Origin of the sequence: Neobacillus paridis (genome assembly GCF_016765675.1) — a bacterium.
Lineage (GTDB): Bacteria > Bacillota > Bacilli > Bacillales > Cytobacillaceae > Neobacillus > Neobacillus paridis.
In genome coordinates this window covers 1-18,297 of sequence record NZ_JAESWB010000165.1, presented here as the reverse complement: position 1 = coordinate 18,297, position 18,297 = coordinate 1, and the positions used below count along the sequence as shown (strand labels likewise).

At 39.3% G+C, this 18,297-nt stretch carries 15 protein-coding genes and 1 pseudogene; 12 read left to right on the top strand and 4 right to left on the bottom strand.

Annotated features, from left to right (window positions below):
- Positions 1–169: 169 nt before the first annotated feature.
- The 4 genes from JK635_RS08600 to rlmD all read left to right on the top strand — a co-directional run bounded on the left by JK635_RS08600 (position 170) and on the right by rlmD (position 5,633).
- Positions 170–1,111, top strand: a complete 942-nt coding sequence (locus JK635_RS08600; RefSeq protein WP_202653542.1) for a diacylglycerol kinase — start codon at positions 170–172, stop codon at positions 1,109–1,111.
- A 168-nt stretch (positions 1,112–1,279) separates the two neighbouring features.
- Entirely contained in the window at positions 1,280–1,825 is a 546-nt protein-coding gene (locus JK635_RS08595) for a cysteine hydrolase family protein (RefSeq protein WP_202653541.1), read from the top strand.
- 62 nt (positions 1,826–1,887) lie between these two features.
- Complete coding sequence (locus JK635_RS08590; protein ID WP_202653540.1) at positions 1,888–3,351, top strand: nicotinate phosphoribosyltransferase; 1,464 nt, start codon at positions 1,888–1,890, stop codon at positions 3,349–3,351.
- A gap of 905 nt (positions 3,352–4,256) precedes the next feature.
- A complete protein-coding gene (gene rlmD, locus JK635_RS08585; RefSeq protein WP_202653539.1) occupies positions 4,257–5,633 on the top strand; it encodes a 23S rRNA (uracil(1939)-C(5))-methyltransferase RlmD in 1,377 nt (458 codons plus the stop codon).
- A 241-nt stretch (positions 5,634–5,874) separates the two neighbouring features.
- Here rlmD and JK635_RS08580 read toward each other — a convergent pair.
- Positions 5,875–6,138 (bottom strand): annotated as a pseudogene (locus JK635_RS08580) (type II toxin-antitoxin system RelB/DinJ family antitoxin); the annotation flags it as partial.
- 289 nt (positions 6,139–6,427) lie between these two features.
- Positions 6,428–6,883 (bottom strand): helix-turn-helix domain-containing protein, encoded by a 456-nt coding sequence (locus tag JK635_RS08575; RefSeq protein WP_202653602.1) that lies wholly within the window; start codon positions 6,881–6,883, stop codon positions 6,428–6,430.
- A gap of 504 nt (positions 6,884–7,387) precedes the next feature.
- Here JK635_RS08575 and JK635_RS08570 point away from each other — a divergent pair.
- The 6 genes from JK635_RS08570 to JK635_RS08545 all read left to right on the top strand — a co-directional run bounded on the left by JK635_RS08570 (position 7,388) and on the right by JK635_RS08545 (position 13,321).
- Complete coding sequence (locus JK635_RS08570; RefSeq protein WP_202653538.1) at positions 7,388–8,506, top strand: helix-turn-helix domain-containing protein; 1,119 nt, start codon at positions 7,388–7,390, stop codon at positions 8,504–8,506.
- A 152-nt stretch (positions 8,507–8,658) separates the two neighbouring features.
- Positions 8,659–9,618: an alpha/beta hydrolase gene (locus tag JK635_RS08565; protein WP_202653537.1), complete on the top strand. Its 960-nt coding sequence runs from the start codon at positions 8,659–8,661 to the stop codon at positions 9,616–9,618.
- Between the two features lie 16 nt (positions 9,619–9,634).
- Positions 9,635–10,360: a CPBP family intramembrane glutamic endopeptidase gene (locus tag JK635_RS08560; RefSeq protein ID WP_202653536.1), complete on the top strand. Its 726-nt coding sequence runs from the start codon at positions 9,635–9,637 to the stop codon at positions 10,358–10,360.
- A 60-nt stretch (positions 10,361–10,420) separates the two neighbouring features.
- Positions 10,421–10,657 (top strand): hypothetical protein, encoded by a 237-nt coding sequence (locus tag JK635_RS08555; protein ID WP_202653535.1) that lies wholly within the window; start codon positions 10,421–10,423, stop codon positions 10,655–10,657.
- Positions 10,632–10,856 carry a GNAT family N-acetyltransferase gene (locus JK635_RS25455; RefSeq protein ID WP_202653601.1) on the top strand — a complete coding sequence of 75 codons (225 nt, stop codon included), beginning with the start codon at positions 10,632–10,634 and terminating at the stop codon, positions 10,854–10,856. Before JK635_RS08555 ends, JK635_RS25455 begins: the two co-directional genes overlap by 26 nt.
- Before the next feature lie 185 nt (positions 10,857–11,041).
- Positions 11,042–13,321 (top strand): MFS transporter, encoded by a 2,280-nt coding sequence (locus JK635_RS08545; protein ID WP_202653534.1) that lies wholly within the window; start codon positions 11,042–11,044, stop codon positions 13,319–13,321.
- A gap of 512 nt (positions 13,322–13,833) precedes the next feature.
- On the opposite strand, the gene JK635_RS08540 is transcribed toward JK635_RS08545, so the two are convergent.
- Positions 13,834–14,745: an AraC family transcriptional regulator gene (locus JK635_RS08540; RefSeq protein WP_202653533.1), complete on the bottom strand. Its 912-nt coding sequence runs from the start codon at positions 14,743–14,745 to the stop codon at positions 13,834–13,836.
- A 747-nt stretch (positions 14,746–15,492) separates the two neighbouring features.
- Here JK635_RS08540 and JK635_RS08535 point away from each other — a divergent pair.
- Positions 15,493–16,188: a response regulator transcription factor gene (locus tag JK635_RS08535; RefSeq protein WP_202653532.1), complete on the top strand. Its 696-nt coding sequence runs from the start codon at positions 15,493–15,495 to the stop codon at positions 16,186–16,188.
- Here JK635_RS08535 and JK635_RS08530 read toward each other — a convergent pair.
- Positions 16,175–16,330, bottom strand: a complete 156-nt coding sequence (locus JK635_RS08530; RefSeq protein WP_306792927.1) for an anti-repressor SinI family protein — start codon at positions 16,328–16,330, stop codon at positions 16,175–16,177. The genes JK635_RS08535 and JK635_RS08530 overlap by 14 nt on opposite strands.
- 179 nt (positions 16,331–16,509) lie before the next feature.
- Here JK635_RS08530 and JK635_RS08525 point away from each other — a divergent pair.
- The coding region (locus JK635_RS08525) for a serine/threonine-protein kinase (RefSeq protein ID WP_202653531.1) at positions 16,510–18,297 on the top strand (1,788 nt) is incomplete at its 3' end.

The following is an 18,297-nucleotide window of genomic DNA, read 5'->3' as shown; positions in this document are numbered from 1 at the left end:
CAAAATTCTCGTTGGAAGTAAATCATTACTTGTTTTTTGCAAAAAAAATAAAATGGTTTATGATAGTTAATGGGCTTGCCTGACAAATTATTTGTAAGTGGCAGTGTTAATTGGTAAAATATTGAACAGACTAAACCGTTATGGATTTTAAAAATAGGTGGATGAATTTATGAAACGAGCGAGATTGATTTATAATCCGACATCAGGGCGCGAAATGATTAAGCGTCATTTGCCGGAAATTCTTGAAAAACTGGAAATAGCCGGATATGAAGCATCCTGTCATGCAACAACCGGAGCCGGTGATGCAACGCGAGCAGCACGAATCGCTGTTGAGCGTCAGTTTGATGTGGTTATCGCTGCTGGTGGGGACGGAACGATTCATGAGGTAGTAAACGGATTAGCTGAGCAGGAGTTTCGCCCCAAATTAGGAATTATTCCATCCGGTACGACGAATGACTTTGCCCGTGCTCTGCATATTCCCCGTGATGTCGCTTCAGCTGTGGACATTATTACCAATGGTGAGCTGATTCCTGTCGATATTGGCCGCATCAATGATAAGTATTTCATTAATATCGCCGGTGGAGGCAGACTCACCGAGCTTACCTATGAAGTTCCAAGTAAATTAAAGACCATGCTTGGTCAGCTCGCCTATTATCTAAAAGGAATCGAAATGCTGCCTTCGATTAAAGCTTCGAACTTACGCATCGAATATGATGGAAAGCTGTTTGAAGGCGAAACGATGATGTTTCTTGTCGGTCTGACCAATTCCATTGGCGGCTTTGAAAGATTAGCACCCGATGCTTCGATTAACGATGGCCTATTTTCTTTATTAATTTTGAAAAAGGTTAATCTTGCAGAATTTATTCGGATTGTTACACTGGCAATCCGCGGCGAGCACGTGAATGACCCCAATGTGATTTATACGAAAGCAAATCGGATTAAAGTTCAATCCAATGAAAAAGTTCAAGTGAATTTAGACGGAGAATACGGCGGCTTGTTACCAGCCGAATTCGCCAATCTGTACCGGCACTTGGAGGTATTTGTTCCGCTAAAAGACATTCGGCCAAATGACCGCCCAACCGATTGGGTGTCGGGAAAAAGATATAGTTAAGAGTGTTCGTTCCTATCGTGGAACGAACTTTTTTTCATAACCGACAGGTGAAGTGGCCTGGTTATTAGCGCTCTCTCTAGCAGTTTTGAAAATTGTAATTTTTTTTCGTTAACGTGTATAATGAATTAAAGACAAGAGTCAAGACAGCCGAAAAAAGGAGCGATTAGGGTGAGGGCGTTAATAAATATTGATTATACGTTTGATTTTGTTGCTGATGCCGGTGCGTTAACCTGCGGTAAGCCAGGGCAGGACATCGAAGGAAAAATTACGGAACTGACGAAAGAATTTATCGATAACGGTGATTATGTCGTATTTGCTATTGATGTTCACGACAAAGGCGACGAATACCATCCTGAAACAAAGCTATTCCCACCTCATAATTTGCGTGAAACAGATGGCAGACATTTATATGGAACATTGCAACAGGTTTACGAGGAAAACAAACAACGCAGTAATGTTGTTTTCATGGATAAAACAAGATATTCTGCTTTTGCTGGTACCAACCTGGAAATAAAATTACGGGAACGGGGAATTACAGAAGTCCATCTAGTAGGTGTATGTACCGATATTTGCGTTCTCCATACGGCCGTCGATGCCTACAACAAAGGTTTTAAAATTGTCGTCTATAAAGATGCTGTTGCTTCCTTCAATTCCGCGGGGCATGATTGGGCCTTGGGACATTTCGAAAAAACACTGGGCGCTATGGTGAAATAAGTATTTTAATGATATGATTGTAAAAAAGGTGTAAAGCTGTAATAGTATTATGGAGGGCGATTATGAAACACATTTACCACGATGATAGTTTCACTTTGCATACAGATCTTTACCAGATTAATATGGCAGAAACATACTGGCGTGATGGCATTCATAATAAACGGGCGGTCTTTGATTTATATTTTCGTAAGCTGCCGTTTGGGAACGGGTATGCCGTGTTTGCCGGCCTTGAAAAAGTCATTCAATTTATTCAAGGCTTCCGTTTTAGTGAGGAAGACCTTCATTATTTGAAAAACGAAGTGGGCTATAAGGATGACTTTTTAGATTTTTTAAAAAATATGCGGTTTACCGGGACGATTCGCTCAATGAAGGAAGGAGAACTTGTTTTTGGCAATGAGCCGATGTTACGAGTTGACGCTCCTTTAGCAGAAGCACAAATAATCGAAACAGCCTTACTTAATATTGTGAACTATCAAACATTAATTGCCACCAAAGCATCAAGGATCAAGCAGGTCCTTGGTTCTGATATTGCGATGGAATTTGGAACAAGGCGGGCCCAGGAAATGGATGCAGCCGTCTGGGGAACGAGAGCCGCTTATTTGGCCGGATTTGCTGCTACGAGCAATGTCAGGGCAGGTAAGATGTTTGGCATTCCGGTTTCGGGGACACATGCCCATTCGCTGGTCCAGGCTTACAAGGATGAGTACACTGCCTTCCATAAATATGCTGAAACCCATAAAGATTGCGTTTTCTTGGTGGATACGTATGATACACTTCACCTTGGTGTACCAAATGCCATTAAAGTTGCCAAAGAATTAGGTGACAAAATTAATTTCGTCGGGATTCGCCTTGATAGCGGAGATTTAGCTTATTTGTCTAAGGAAGCACGTAAACTTCTCGATGAAGCAGGCTTTAAGGATGCAAAAATTTTTGCCTCAAGTGACTTGGACGAGTATACGATTATTAACCTAAAAACACAGGGGGCCAAAATTGACAGCTGGGGAATCGGCACTAAACTGATTACTGCATTCGATCAGGCCGCTTTGGGGGCTGTTTATAAAATAGTAGCAATTGAAAATGAAACGGGAGAGATGGAAGATACGATAAAAATTTCATCTAATCCTGAGAAAGTGACAACTCCGGGCCTGAAGAAAGTTTACCGGATTATTAATAATCGGAACGGTCATGCCGAAGGGGATTACATTGCAATGGAGAACGAAAAACTGCCGGAAAAACGTCTAAGCATGTTCCATCCGACCCATACGTATATAAACAAAGTGGTGACGAACTTTACGGCAAAAGAGCTCCATGAGGATATTTTTGTAAACGGAGAGCTTGTTTATGAAGTTCCATGCTTAGAAGAGTCGCGTGAATATTTACAACAAAATCTTGATGCATTATGGGATGAATATAAGCGAACAATGAATCCAGAGGAATATCCAGTCGACCTAAGCAAAAAATGCTGGGATAATAAGATGCACAATATTGAAGAAGTGAAAGAAAAAGTCGCGAAAATGAAACAATAGCCATTTAACAACGCCCAGAAAAGTTGTCTCTCTGAGCGTTGTTTTTTTGGTTAATAGGAAAGTGTGAAATTTTTTCCGGATTTTCCTATGCCTTTCTATGTCGCATAAATCTACGCCTCATGAACCGCCTTAGCGGACTCGCCAGTCGGCTGGTGTTCATTTAAAAAATGGGGTAAAAAACACCCGTCATTTTTGTTTAAATAGGTCCATAAAAGCATGGAAGGTTTCAATTCCTTGATAGGTAAAAATGCTGGCGGCGGATAGTGAAAAGAAGCCAATGATAAGAAAGCGGATCCACATAATACTTCCTCCCTTGTTATGTTTTTACAGATCATACCTAAGGAATGTGGATCAAATAATTAGACTGATGAAAGATCGGGATAAGAAAGGATATGTTGCGTTTTAAGGTTGAAGAAAAATAGGGTGATGATATTTTCGTTGTGGATAAGATGAAAAAAAGTTCAAAGAGGTTTGATAGGGTGGCAGTATATTTCTTTTCATCGTCCCACGGTGCTTTTACCTTCCAGTCGTTTAACTGGATAATAGCCTTGCCTACCGGATGTGTTTTCACGAGTGCGTTTGAAAGATACATAACATTAAAAGCCAAAAAGACAAGGAACGAGGTAAAGCAAATACTTTTCTTGATCATCATCATTATCCACTCCTTTCTTATTGGATTGTTTTAATCATATCCACTTTTATTATATTTTTAAATAAAAATTTTCTGACAATTTTCTCTCCTGTTTTACTCAGAGTGTTTCGCAATCAGCCAGGCTTTGTGATACAATTTTGCTAGTTATCAGTGGGACGGCGCTAATTAAGGAGTGCAATCCGCTAATTGGAGAGGTTTATCCGCCAATTGGAGAGGATAGATTTGCAAACATAAAGTGTAAAGGAAGAAATACATGAGTAGAACATTGCCGGTTAAAAAGAATGATTATATAGATGTAGAATTTGAAGATTTAACCCATGACGGAGCGGGTGTGGCAAAGGTTGACGGTTATCCCTTATTTGTCGCAAGCGGACTGCCTGGTGAAAAAGCAAAGGTCAAGGTTATTAAAACGGGAAAAAGCTACGGAGTTGGGCGGTTAATCGAGCTTTATGAGAAGAGTCCCTATCGCGTGGACATTCCTGCCAGCGAAAAACATAAATATGGCGGCTGTCAGCTGGAACACATTAGCTACGAAGGACAGCTTAAATATAAAGAAAATCAAGTGCGGCAGGTCCTTGCACGCATCGGTAAGCTGGACGATGTTCAAGTACATCCGATTATCGGCATGGACAATCCATGGCACTACCGCAACAAGGCTCAAGTTCCGGTAGGTGAAAAAGACGGCAAATTGATTGCTGGATTTTTCAAACCAAGAAGCCACGAAATTATTGATACAGACGAAAGCTTGATCCAGCTGCCGGAAGTGAACGAAGCGATCCAAACGGTAAAGGAAATTTGCCGTAAATTAGAGATTCCAGCGTATGATGAAGAGGCCCATAAAGGAGTTCTGCGCCATATTATGGCTCGCTGTGGAAGGCAAACAGGTGAACTAATGGTGGTGGTGATTACAAGAACTGAGGATATACCTCATAAAAACAAGCTGATAGAGGAAATAATCGCGAGACTCCCTAAAGTGAAGTCGATTATTCACAATGTCAATTCGAAACGAACCAACGTCATTCTCGGAGAAAAAACAACATTGCTTTGGGGCAGTGAAGTCATTTATGACTATATTGGTGATGTGAAATTTGCAATTTCGGCCTTATCGTTTTATCAGATCAATCCTGTACAGACAAAGGTACTCTACGATAAGGCTCTGGAATATGCCGGCCTTAGCGGCGAGGAATCTGTTATTGATGCCTATTGCGGCATTGGCACGATTTCTTTATTTTTGGCACAAAAGTCGAGCAAGGTTTTTGGGGTAGAGGTTGTCCCAGAAGCGATTAAAGATGCCCGCCGCAATGCTGACCTCAATGGCATAACAAACGTGGAATTTGCCGTCGGCCAAGCAGAAGTTGTGATTCCTAAATGGTATGAAGAAGGTAATGCAGCAGATGTCTTGGTCGTTGACCCGCCCCGAAAAGGCTGCGATGCGGCGCTGCTTCAAACCATCATTGAAATGAAGCCAAAAAAGGTTGTCTACGTGTCCTGCAACCCGGCAACATTAGCACGGGATTTACGGATATTGGAGGATGGCGGTTACATGACACTCGAAGTACAGCCGGTGGATATGTTTCCACATACGAGCCATGTGGAGTGTGTTGTCTTGATGTCAAGGGGGGAGAAATAGGACTATTCAAAGCACTGATAAATAAAGGGTTTCCTGATATTGCATTTTTCGTTCGACCATTTTTACGAAGATGCTAATGCCGGGAAACCCTTATTCTTACTGTTTAAGGAAACATATCAATCGCCCTAAAAGCAGTAGGGTTGAGTTGACAGCATCTGGGGCTTTTAGTTCAGAAGCAATGTAGTGTGTGACTTTCTGCATTTGTTCCTGTGCCTGTGTTGTGATTTTTACAACGTAGGTTTCAGCCATCGGCCCGTCTTAAGTCTGCAAATACATCGGCGGCTGGACGGGAACGATCAGACTTTGCTTCTTCGAACCCTGTTTGCATCATGGCCTCAAATTCTGCTGCATCCATTTCATCGAAAGCAACAGGTGCAGTGGGAACGGACAGAGAGAAAGGGATGCTCTTTGTCATAATAATTTGTTTGTAAAGCATATTGATGACAACAGAAGCTGGCACTCCTAATTTAACCATGATCGCTTCAGCTTTTTCTTTTATTTCAGGTTCAACACGAGCAAGGAATTTGCGGTTTTAGCGGCCATAAGTATTCTACCTTTCATTTTTCTTTATTGTATGTTTTTGTATAACGATTAGTAATACAAATGCAATTTTACTGCAAGTTAGAATAGGGGCGGTTTGAATTTTTAAAAGCAAAACTCCTAAAGAACAGCGCCCCCCATCGTGCGAAAAATCGCAAAATTAATAAAGGGGGTGCTCACGAATGAAAAATACAAAGGTGATTGTATCCTATAATAAGTATTACACGCCTGAGAATCGAAGGAATTCTACTTGATTAATCAATATATTTATTTTTTAACTGATCAGAACCAATGCCACCAATCACCATTAAAGCTAATGGTAAGAAATTTGATATAATTTTTGGTAAACCGTCTGGAATTATAATATTTATACCAATAAAATGATTTAAACCGATAATAATTAGTTTTGCTGCTAATAAAAATGCCCCTAATAAAATCACGCTGTCAAAGAACGCTTTCCATTTCGGATACATTAGTTGTTTGCTATCTCGAATTACTTTCTCTTTCAATTCTTCGTCACTCCTCAACAATTCGTCTATTGTAACACCGAATATATCACTCAAATCAATTATTACTTCGATACTGGGGTAGTTCTTGCCAGTTTCCCATTTTGAAACTGACTGACGACTAACATGAATTTTTTCAGCAAGATCCGTTTGTGACCAACCTCTTTTTTCTCTTTCAATTTTTAATCGTTCACTAAAAATCACGTATTTCATCACCTCTCCTTGCTTTTCATTATTGTAAGAGTGAATACTAAAGTAAAGATAGTTCTAGGCGCACCAAGGTGCAACCTATCGTTGCTACTTAAAAACTTGTTTTATCGGACATAATAATTTTTTGGTTATCCACATTGTAACAATGTTATAAGCGATTCTGAAATCTTATCAACTTCCATTGCATTTTTTTCAAGCCAGCCTAACTTGTTTCGTTTTTCATTAGCGTATGTAGTATGGCATTAAAGTTGTTTGCGGGAAGAAATTTGAGAGTCGATCTACTAATGTAACCTTTTGTAGCCATAAGTGCTATATACGAGACAGATTCTGGAGAAAAGAAGATATAGAGGAAGTCGTATTATGTTGTTGTAAAATCCAAACCACTGTTTATGGTTAACACAAACAACCAATGGTTGATTTTGGGGATTTAAAACAACTATAATTCGCTTGTTAATCTTGTTGCCCGTATTTATTATTTTAACTGAGGAGATTTTTATTATGAGAGAATTAAAATTTGCAGAAAATTTTGTGCGTCTCAGAAAACAGTTCGACATGACTCAGGGAGATGTAGCTGCTTATGTGGGAGTATCGAATTCTGCAGTGTCAAAGTGGGAACAGGGTTTAAGTTACCCTGATTTATCATTACTTCCAAAATTGGCTACACTTCTTGACGTTACCATAGATGAACTGCTTGGCTATGAGCCGCAACTTACTAATATCAGAATAATGGAAGTTTATCGAGACTTTTCCCAACGATTTAGCAAGGAAAGTTTTGAGACTGTTCAGGATGATATCGAGGATATGCTTAAAGAGTACTATTCTTGCTACCCACTTCTGGTAAGAATTTCCCAGCTATATCTAAACCATTATTTTTACTCCGAGCATCCACAAACGGTTTTGAAGCGGGTTATCGAACTGTGTGAGCGTACAGTCGCATTAAGTGGTGACTACCATTTGAACCAAGAGGCACAGGTGATTCACGCCTCCGCATTGTTAATTATGGGTAAGCCACAAGAACTGTTAAATTGTGTTGGATATGACGTTCCCATTCAATTTGGAGTAGAGAAATTGATCGCAAAGGCTTATGCTATGCTCGCAAATGTACAAAAAGCCAAAGAAACATTGCAGATAAGTACATTTCAACATCTATTGATTATGATATCAAGCGAAATAGAATTTTTGGAATATGCTTCAGATGATCGGAAGTTGTTTGATGAGATGATCAATCGGATTGAGAATGTGATCAACCTTTATAATATTGAAAATTTAAACATTCATATAAAGCTTATGTTTTATTATAAAGCGGCATTAGGTTATATGCAACAACAGAGACATAAAGCGGCATTAAGTATGTTGGAACGTTTCTATCAGACTTGTAAGAATATATCATTCCCTATGAAAATATGTGGTGATGATTATTTTTATACAGTTGATAATTGGATTGAACAAAATATTAACTCAAGTTCTTACGCTCCACGCGATGAGCAAGCGATCAAAAATGATTTGTTAAAAATGTTACAAAAGGAACCGATGTTTCTTCCGTTACATGAAGAACCTACATTTAAGATGATTTTTAGGAACTTGCAACGTATTTTTAATCTAAATGAGAAACCATAATCAAATTTAGTCATCTCAATTACATAAAAACAGGATGGAGCTTACAACTCAATTAGACATATCTACATGTACACAAGTTATCAATCAGTGGTACGTAAGTTGAATATATTATCAGTTAAACAGTTACAGGATAAATGGATATGGGGGATACGATGATAAAAGAAAATATGAAAATTTCAGTAGATCATGGGAGCTTGGTAATCGGAGCAACATTGGTGAGACCAGGAAACGATAGCAAATCAGATATTCTCGTTGTAATAGTCCCAGGAAGCGGCCCAGTTGATCGCGATGGCAATATGAGAGGCATGCGGGCAAACCTTTATAAACAGCTAGCTGATGCATTGACAAAATCGGGATTTGCGACGCTGCGTTATGACAAAATTGGTGTAGGAGAAAGCACAGGCGATTTTAACCGTGCGGGACTTTATGATGCAGTTCAATGCATATGTGATATCATTGATTATTTCAACTCAAATGAAGGCATCGCATTTAATAGGATTGTTTTGCTGGGACATAGTGAAGGCACGATTATAGCAACACTTTCTGCAAGCCGAAGCAATGTAGACGGGATAATTTTATTGGCTGGTGCTGGTACATCATTGAAAAGCGTAATGACATCTCAAAATGAAGCGTTATTATCAGAAATCGCCAATAAATCTGGACTTTCTGGAGTGCTCCTGCGCAAGCTCGTGTCGCCTGAAAAACAGCGGCTTAAACAGAAGCAGCTATTTGATAAAGTAACCCAAACAAATGATGCCACTGTAAGGATTAGCGGTCGGATCGTTCAAGCCAAGTGGTTAAGAGAGCATTTATCTCTGAATGATAAAGAGATTTTAAATATTTTGTCCTCTTTAACGTGCAAGGTGCTGGCAATTAACGGAAGCAAAGATGTTCAATCGCCAATAGAGCCCTTTTATAATTTGAAAAATTTAGCTTTAGCAAATGTCCGCACTGTTATGATTGATGATCTGAATCATATGTTGAAACAGCAGAAGGAAGCTTGTTCTTTATTAGCATTGAACAAAATTTATAAAAAATCAGCATATGAGCCAATATCATCCGAGCTTGTCGATGAGATTGCGAAGTGGCTTCAATCTATTCGCGAAACATGATATGGAGGTGTTAAGTATGAAAAAGGTTTTTGCCGCATTGATTTTGGGGCTGGCAGTAGGTGCGGTTTTAGGAGTGCAGCAAGTTATGACATTAACCCCTGAAATGGAAAGTCAAGTTGCGGCTCAACTTGGGTCGAAGCAAGTCATTATTATCATTGCTATGCTCCAAACGGCAGCAATGACGAGTATTGCAACTGTAATTGGAGCATGGGCCTCTCCGAAAGTAAGCCTGAACAAACCGTTTATGTATAACAGAAAAAGCATTGCTGTAGCAGCGATCATCGGACTATTATCTGCCAGCCTTATTGCTATCCCGGAAAAGCTGGTATTTGCTGAGGCATTGGGATTGGAGGAGAAATTTGAGTTCTCTTGGCTTAATTTTCTTAGCAGTGTATTATACGGCGGCATAATTGAGGAAGTGCTTCTAAGGTTCGGACTTATGTCGCTTATTATATGGATTGCCAGCAAGATTACAAAATCCAGGGATAACAATGGAATTTATATTGCTGGAATTGTGATTGCCGCGCTCATATTTGCAGCAGGACATCTTCCTGCGACTGCACAAATGTTTGGTTTAAGCACAGTGTCCGTAACTCGTACTTTGTTGCTTAACTTCTTCCCAGGAATTGGCTTTGGCTATTTATATTGGAAACATGGATTAGCATATGCGATGCTCGGTCATGTTACTACTCATGTCATCAATCAACTGATTTTGTTACCAGTATTATTTAATTTAATTTGAATACAAAAAAAGGATTAATCGGATGTGCAGATATTCGTAGCAATGGAGGTTTGTGCAACTATGGATAGACTTGTTTTTCAAGATATAAACATCGAACATATTGCACTTATAAATAGTTGGTACCATGATGATGATAGTTTTCATGTTGAGAAACTGACAGAGCAGTATATAAACTATGTGGCTTCAAAACCTGATTTTTACTGCTGGATTATTTCAAACAATAACGAGTTTATTGGTAAAGTTGATTTCGAAATAGAAGAAGACAAGGCATATATATCCATCTATAATAAGGCCTGATTATAGACGTAAAGGTTATGGAAAAAAAGTGCTCGAACAAATTATTAATAGATATGTAAATACCGGCATAACACAAATTGTTGCAGGTATTTACCATACTAACGAGGCAAGTATTCGATTATTTTCGTCCGTTGGATTTATTCCTATATGTAATGAACCAGATCAGGATGGCTTTATAAATGTCATGTTTCATTATTAAGTGAAAACAATGCCCCGAACTGTTTGAGAACTTTTCTACATAATTATGCTAACTGTCCTCTTCGTGCTTCATATCTAATTTCCTGCTATAAGATTAGTGCAAGTACAAGGACAGGCTGGGTATTTGTAATCAATTTTGCGGCAGCATTCAGCCTAGATCTAAACCAAAAAGAAAGAAGGGATTTTATGTCAGATCCAGCATTGCAAGAAAAGAAAAAGTCAAGCTTCGGATTATTGCATATCGCTAAATTCCTGAAATATCCGGCACAGCTTTCTCCTGGATGGAAAGGAGCATCGCTTGCACTGGGAATTATAGCTTTATTGCTATATTTCGTGCAAGGGTACAACATGATTGGAACACGTGGAGCAATCCCTTACTTCGTCGGAATCGTCGTGTTCCTGCTCGCTGTGATGCTATTGGCTGGTGTAATAGCTCTGCTGCTTCATTGGATAAAGAAAATACCCACCCGTTACATTTGGCTTGCGCTTACCTCCTTCTGCCTGCTAGTTATCTGCTTTATCGGCCCTCTGCCGTTAATGTTTATTGTCTCTATATCCACGATCGTGTCCTTCTCCTTATTGGGGATGTTGATTTGGCGTTGGATGACTGGCCAATATCGCAAGGCAAGCAAAGTATCGAGAATAATCGCCAGTATAATGGCCGGTTCGACCTTAGCCTGCATTCTTTTAGGCGGTTATTGGCTGCTTGGCAACGGTAATGGCGAATTGCCAAAGCCCTACCGGCTACAGGTCATGAAGGCAGCTGACAGTTATCTGGCTACACTGGCTAATCCAGCTGAACCGGGTTCTTATCAAATCAAGACATTGACGTACGGAAGCGCCAACAGCTATCGAAAGGAATTCAATGCCGAAAATTCACTGACCACGAAGCCAGTGGACGGATCGCCATTTGTGAAAAATTGGTCCTCAATCCGCACAAAGACATTTGGATTCGGGCCAGATCAGATGGCGCTTAACGGGCTCGTCTGGTATCCCGATGGAAATGGGCCCTTTCCCTTAGTCGTCGCTGTTCATGGCAATCACCTGGCTACCGATTATTCAGACCCTGGATATGCTTATTTAGGTAATTTGCTTGCCAGCAAAGGCTATATTTTTGTCTCGATTGATGAGAATTTCTTGAATACTTCACCGTATGATGACTTGTTCATGCTGAAGGTGTTGAAAAATGAAAATTCAGCTCGCGGCTGGCTTATGCTGGAGCATTTAAAGGTATGGGAGGAATGGAATAACACAAGGGACAATCCATTCTTCAACAAAGTGGATATGAGCCGAATTTCGTTGATTGGCCATTCCCGTGGTAGCGAGGCGGTGACAGTAGCTGCAGCATACAACAAGCTGTCTGCGTCTCCAGAGAATGGCAATATAAAATTTGACTATAACTTTGGGATTCGATCCATTGTTTCTATTGCTGGAACTGATGGTCAATATAAGCCTGCTGGTCAGCCAACCCAGTTGAAGGATATTAGCTATCTGGCGATTCATGGCTCGCACGATATGGATGTCAGTTCTTTTGACAGCGCGAGCCAATACAGCCGAATCGGTTTTTCAGACAAAAGTCCTCACTTCAAAGCAGCGGTCTATGTGTATGGCGCCAACCATGGACAGTTCAATACGGAATGGGGCAGGGGAGACAGCGTTGGCTTTGGCAACAAGCTCTATAATACAGCTCAGCTTTTACCCCAGAAGGAACAATTGCAGGTGGCGAAGGTGCTCATCTCTTCCTTCTTGGAAGCTACTTTGCAGAAGAAAACTCAATACCGGAGCGTATTCCAGGACATCGGTTACGCCAGGGAGTGGCTTCCCGACACGATGTACATCAGCAATTATTGGGATGGCAACACAAAGCTGATTACAAACTTTGATGAGGATATTGATCTGTCTACGACGACAATGAGCGGTGGGCGCTTGGTTGGTAACGCATTGAAGAAATGGAAGGAGGAAAAGGTCAAGATGAAATATGACTTTGGCTCGTACAGTGCCGTTCGGCTTGACTGGAATCGCACAACGACTAGAGGGCTTCCTAGCTATACGGTCGATTTGACTGACACTGGTCTTGCCGCAGAAGCAAGTAGCTCCATCGTTTTTTCAATAGCTGACCGGGAAGACAAGAAGAAGTCGGGCATGCAGGAGGCGCTTGTCGATTTGACTGTTCAGGTAGCGGATAAGAGCGGTAATACGGCATCGCTGCCGTTAAGCAGTGTTGCCAGCTTGCTGCCTATGCTTGAAGGAGATATTGTGAAATGGCCGTTTACATCGTTGCTGCCCACTAGGGAGCCGATATTCCAGAACTTTACTTTCCGGCTTGCCGATCTCAAAACAGTGAATCCTGCTTTCCAGCCTGAGCAGATCAGCCGAGTCAGCTTCATCTTTGATAAAACAGATAAAGGCTCGATTTATTTGCGTGATGTCGGCATTCGCGGAGCTGCAGTTATCAGCGGCTCATAAAGGGATATTAGACTTCACGAACGATTCGATAGAAGAAAGGGCGTAGTGATATGACCCGCCTCCTGGCTTGTCATGGATGTCTATGTTTTTAGGAACGGTATGTAAAATAATCCTCCACATTACGAGATCAGAAAAAGTCTGTTTAAAGTGAAAAGGAAGCTAACGGCCTACTATATATAGGCTGTTGGCTCCTTTTTTTGGCTCTATGAGGATGCATTGATATTTAAGGGTAAAGGGATTGCCCAGAATTCATCAATGAAGGCAGCCTACGGTAACTTTTCATTTCATAATGTATGCTTTCCAGAATCCTGCAGATAGTCTGAACAGAAACGGCTGTAAGGAGCGATGCCTTCTTTAAAAGAGAATAGCTGTTGAAACAGTGAAATGACATAAAATGCTAACCATCTGGTTCTACGTGATAGTGAGGCAGGCAATAATCGTGTTCCAAAATCTTTTGCCAAAGTGTGTATATAGGTATCTTGTTAGCACTTACAAACATAAGCACTAATCCTTCATTTTGTTTTAACAGGCAATATATAATCTATTGTTACCTTTCCCCCCCGATTTAAAGGCATACTAAAACGTTCGTGCGTGTATACTTCACACCAGTAAAAATTATCATGATCAATTTCTCTGTCAGTTTTTTCAATTGCTTCAGTAATTAACAAATAGGCTGAATCAAGTATTTCTGCAATATTATTCCCTTCAATCTGAACATGCGCAGTTAAGCCGCCAGGAACATATTTTGCATGCAGACCCTCTGGTAATTCTGTACCGACCTGTACAAAATCGCCGATAATGAAGTCAAAATTATTCATATCTTTAAAATTATACATCATACCTATGCCATCATTTGAATCAATATCTTCGCAACATTTTGCATCTGACAGCAGTTTTAAGTTCTCAATAATGTCACTTTTGAAGAAGTCTCTCCATACATTTCCAGCCTCAAAAAATGAGGTTTCACGATACATTCCTACCATTAAGCGTTCTTTGGTTTCTTTATAAATAATCTTTTTCATTTCTGCCATAATACGTTTTCCTCCTATAAATCTCATTTCTAAATAATTAATCGGAGGATAATTATTTAGTTTAGTAGTTTCTAGCTTCGCTTCTGACGGTGTGATACCATGATGTTCTTTAAACGCTCGTGAAAATGAAGAATGTGATTGAAAACCATATTTTATTGCTACATCTAGAACAGAAACATCGCTATTTTTCAGATCATATCCGGCTAATGTCAGTTTGCGCTTTCTTACATAATCGGAGATGCTGACTCCGGATACAAAAACAAAAATGCGCTGGAATAAAGCTGCCGGACTAGTAGTAATTTTCGATATTTCGTTATAATCTATTTCGTAGCCATCAGAAATGGTTTTTTCAAGATATTGTATTACATCATGAAATGCTTTACTACTGTTCATAAGTTTATCCTCCGTTATAAATATATTAAAGAGAACATTATAATTTTGCTTTGCACTAAGTGTACAACTTTTGCACAAATGTCATATGTAAAGATAGGTTAATTGATATTTTGTATACCACTCTGACCATAGAGAAATATTCATCTTTAATTTTTTATTATGGTAAAAATTTTAGCCATCATGCTTACGAGCCCTTCTACTATCGTTGCGAACTTTCACTAAATTTATTATATCCTGACTTTTGCAGTTATAACAAATAAAAGACAGCCTCGATACCGCATGAATACTGGTTTCTTGGCTGTTTCTATTTGTTACAAAGTTGTAGTGTAAATCACCTTTTTTGACAGCCCCTAAAGTTGACCATATTCATGGGGTGAAACCAGAGCCATTTCGTCCATTTGTGAAAGCAAGTAAAGGGATAGCACCTGATCAGTATCAGTACGGCGGAGAATGAGTATTAACTTAGATGGCTGTCAGGCTCTGCTGGCTTTATTTTGCAAAATTGAAACTTATCACTCAATCACTTATAATAAAAATAGTTGAATAGTATCAAGTTTTGTTACTTTTCGGAATTTAAGTACGTTATAAGTATAGTTATCATTTTGCCCTTAGATAAGTTTTGAGTAGATATTTTCATGTAGAAGTCTTTAGTATACCTTCAAGATACACCCGTTCAGGACCATTCCTATACTTGAATCCAAAAATCAGAGTCAATGGGAAGGAGTGTTTTATGTGGGGGAAAAAATTATGCTTGTTGATGATGATGCTAGTATTCAAGAAATACAAAAACTATATTTGGAAAGAGAAGGATTTCAATTGTTTTTTGCTGGGGATGGAGCAACCGCAGTTAGAATAGCGGAGGAACAGAAGCCCGATTTATTCATTCTAGATGTCTCTCTTCCGGATATGGATGGATTTGAACTATGTCAAATATTGCGTAAAACAACGCAAGCGCCCATCCTGTTTTTGAGTGCAAGGGAAGACGATGTCGAGCAAATTCTAGGGCATCGAATTGGTGGAGATGATTATATTACGAAGCCTTTCAGTCCAGGTTTACTCGTGGCAAAGGTGAAAGCGCATTTACGGCGTTATCGGGATCTGAAGGATGATGAAGAAGCCAAAGCATCTGAGCAAAAAAAAGCAATTCTTTCCTTCTCGGATCTAGTCATTGAAAAAGAGAATTATGTTGTAAAAAAAAATGGCAGGGAGATCCCACTATCTGCAAAGGAGTTCATGCTGTTACGCTTACTTGCAGAACATCCAAATAGAGTGTATAGTGTCGAGCAATTATTTGATGCTATATGGGGAGAAGACAGCCTTGGCGATTATCGAACTGTTATGGTTCATATAAGCAATTTACGTAAAAAAATAGAAACGAATCCATCAAAACCGATATATATATCTACGGTTAGAGGGTTTGGATATAAATTTAGCATTTCCTAGATTTACTTTTAGAGTTTCTGAGAAATTCCCTAATTTCATTTGGCTGTAAGCCTATTTTTTTCGCCTCTAAGATTAACAGTAACCATTCTTTATATTGCTCAACTGTAGGAACTTGATCAGTCATAATCTCGTTTTTATTCATTTTAATCACCCTCCAGAATACCGTATTCACTGTAGTTATAGTATAATTGGACAATTTAAAGTTTTGTTAAAGTCCTGCTTAAATTTACATAAATACTAAACCTTCCCTATGGGAATAAAAATTCATTGAATTTAGATGTTCCTTATACAATTGATTTTCTAAATATGTAGGTGATATGAATGACTGATCAAATCAATTTGCCAGGATACAAGTTGTTGACCAAAGAAACCGAAACCGAAACGAGCTGCTTCTATAGGGGATATTCCACGGTAATGAAGAAGCAAGTTCTAATAAAGGTGCTAAAGAATTATCATATGACTTCGCATGAAGCAGCTTCAATTTATCACGAGTACAATGTAAGCGGAAAATTAGAAGGTGATTTTATCCTTCGACCATTAAATATGGGTAAGCATTTAAATTCCCCCTATATAGTGTTCGAATATTTCCCATGTATAACCGTAAGTGAGCTGTTTTTATCCAATCCTGGGTTCCATATAACGGACTCCTTACAAATCGCGGTAAATATAGCATCGGCTTTATCTTATATTCATCAGCAACAAATCATTCATAAAAATATTAATCCAGAAAATATTTTGATCAATCCAAAAACATATAGGATCAAATTAACGGGATTTAATCATGCAACTACTTTGAAACAAGAAAATTATTTCGTGACAGTCCGCCCAAATGCTGTAGATTGTCATTTACCCTACATTTCACCTGAACAAACGGGACGTATGAATCGATCAATGGATTATCGCACTGATTTATATTCATTAGGTGTTACGCTTTATCAGCTGTTTACAGGAAAGCTCCCATTTACGAGTAATGACCCTATTAAGCTAGTACATGCTCATTTAGCAAGGATGCCTCTTGAGCCGAAAAAGGTAAAAAAGGATATTCCAGATATGGTGTCAGCTATCATAATGAAATTATTAGCAAAAACACCAGAAAGTAGATATAGCAGTGCTTTTGGTGTAAAAGAGGATTTAGTGATTTGCCTAACTCAGCTACATTCGTTTGGTAAAGTAGAACCTTTTCAAATTGGAAAAAAAGATATCAACAGCATTTTTGAATCTGCATGCAAACTATATGGACGTGAACAGGAAGTAAAACAAATCGAAACGATTTTCAACCAGGTTCGCCAAGGAGATTTGGGGTTTGTGCTCATTTATGGCAATTCAGGAATGGGGAAAACTTCCCTTGTGAATGAGATTCATAAACCGCTCGTTGGGGAGAATGGGTATTTTATTTCAGGAAAATTCGAACAGCTGCATCGACAGGTTCCATATGCTCCGATCATGCATGCATTTCAATCTCTTATTCGGCAAATTATGACGGAAAGTCCAATACTCATTCAGCGATGGAAAGAAAAACTTGAACAAGAATTGACAGGGAATATCGCCATGCTCACCACTATGATTCCCGAGCTTAAATGGCTATTAGGGGAACAAACTTATGAAAATGAAAGTTTGTCAGGCGATACTCAGAAACAATTTTTATTTACATTTCAACAGTTTGTTAACATTTTCGCCGCTAAGAACCACCCGCTTGTGCTTTTTCTCGATGATTTGCAGTGGGCTGATCTTGCTTCCTTGGAGCTGATTGAATATCTGGTTACACAGGGGAATTGTCAATATTTGATGTTGATTGGGGCATATAGGGATAATGAAGTGGGGGTAACCCATCCCTTATTAAAAACAATCCAAAGGGTCCGGGAGGCTGATATTCCTATTAAGGAAGTTCCTCTACATACTCTTGGGAAGGAAAACATTCAAGAATGGGTAGAGGACTCTTTAATGGATAGAGGGGAACATGTGGCAGACCTTTCTGCATTCTTGCACAGGATTACACAAGGAAACCCTCTATATATGAAGCAACTTCTACAATCCTATTATGAGGATGGCTATTTGTTATTGGAGCCTAACAAAGGGAAATGGATTGCCGATATTAAACGCATAACAGAT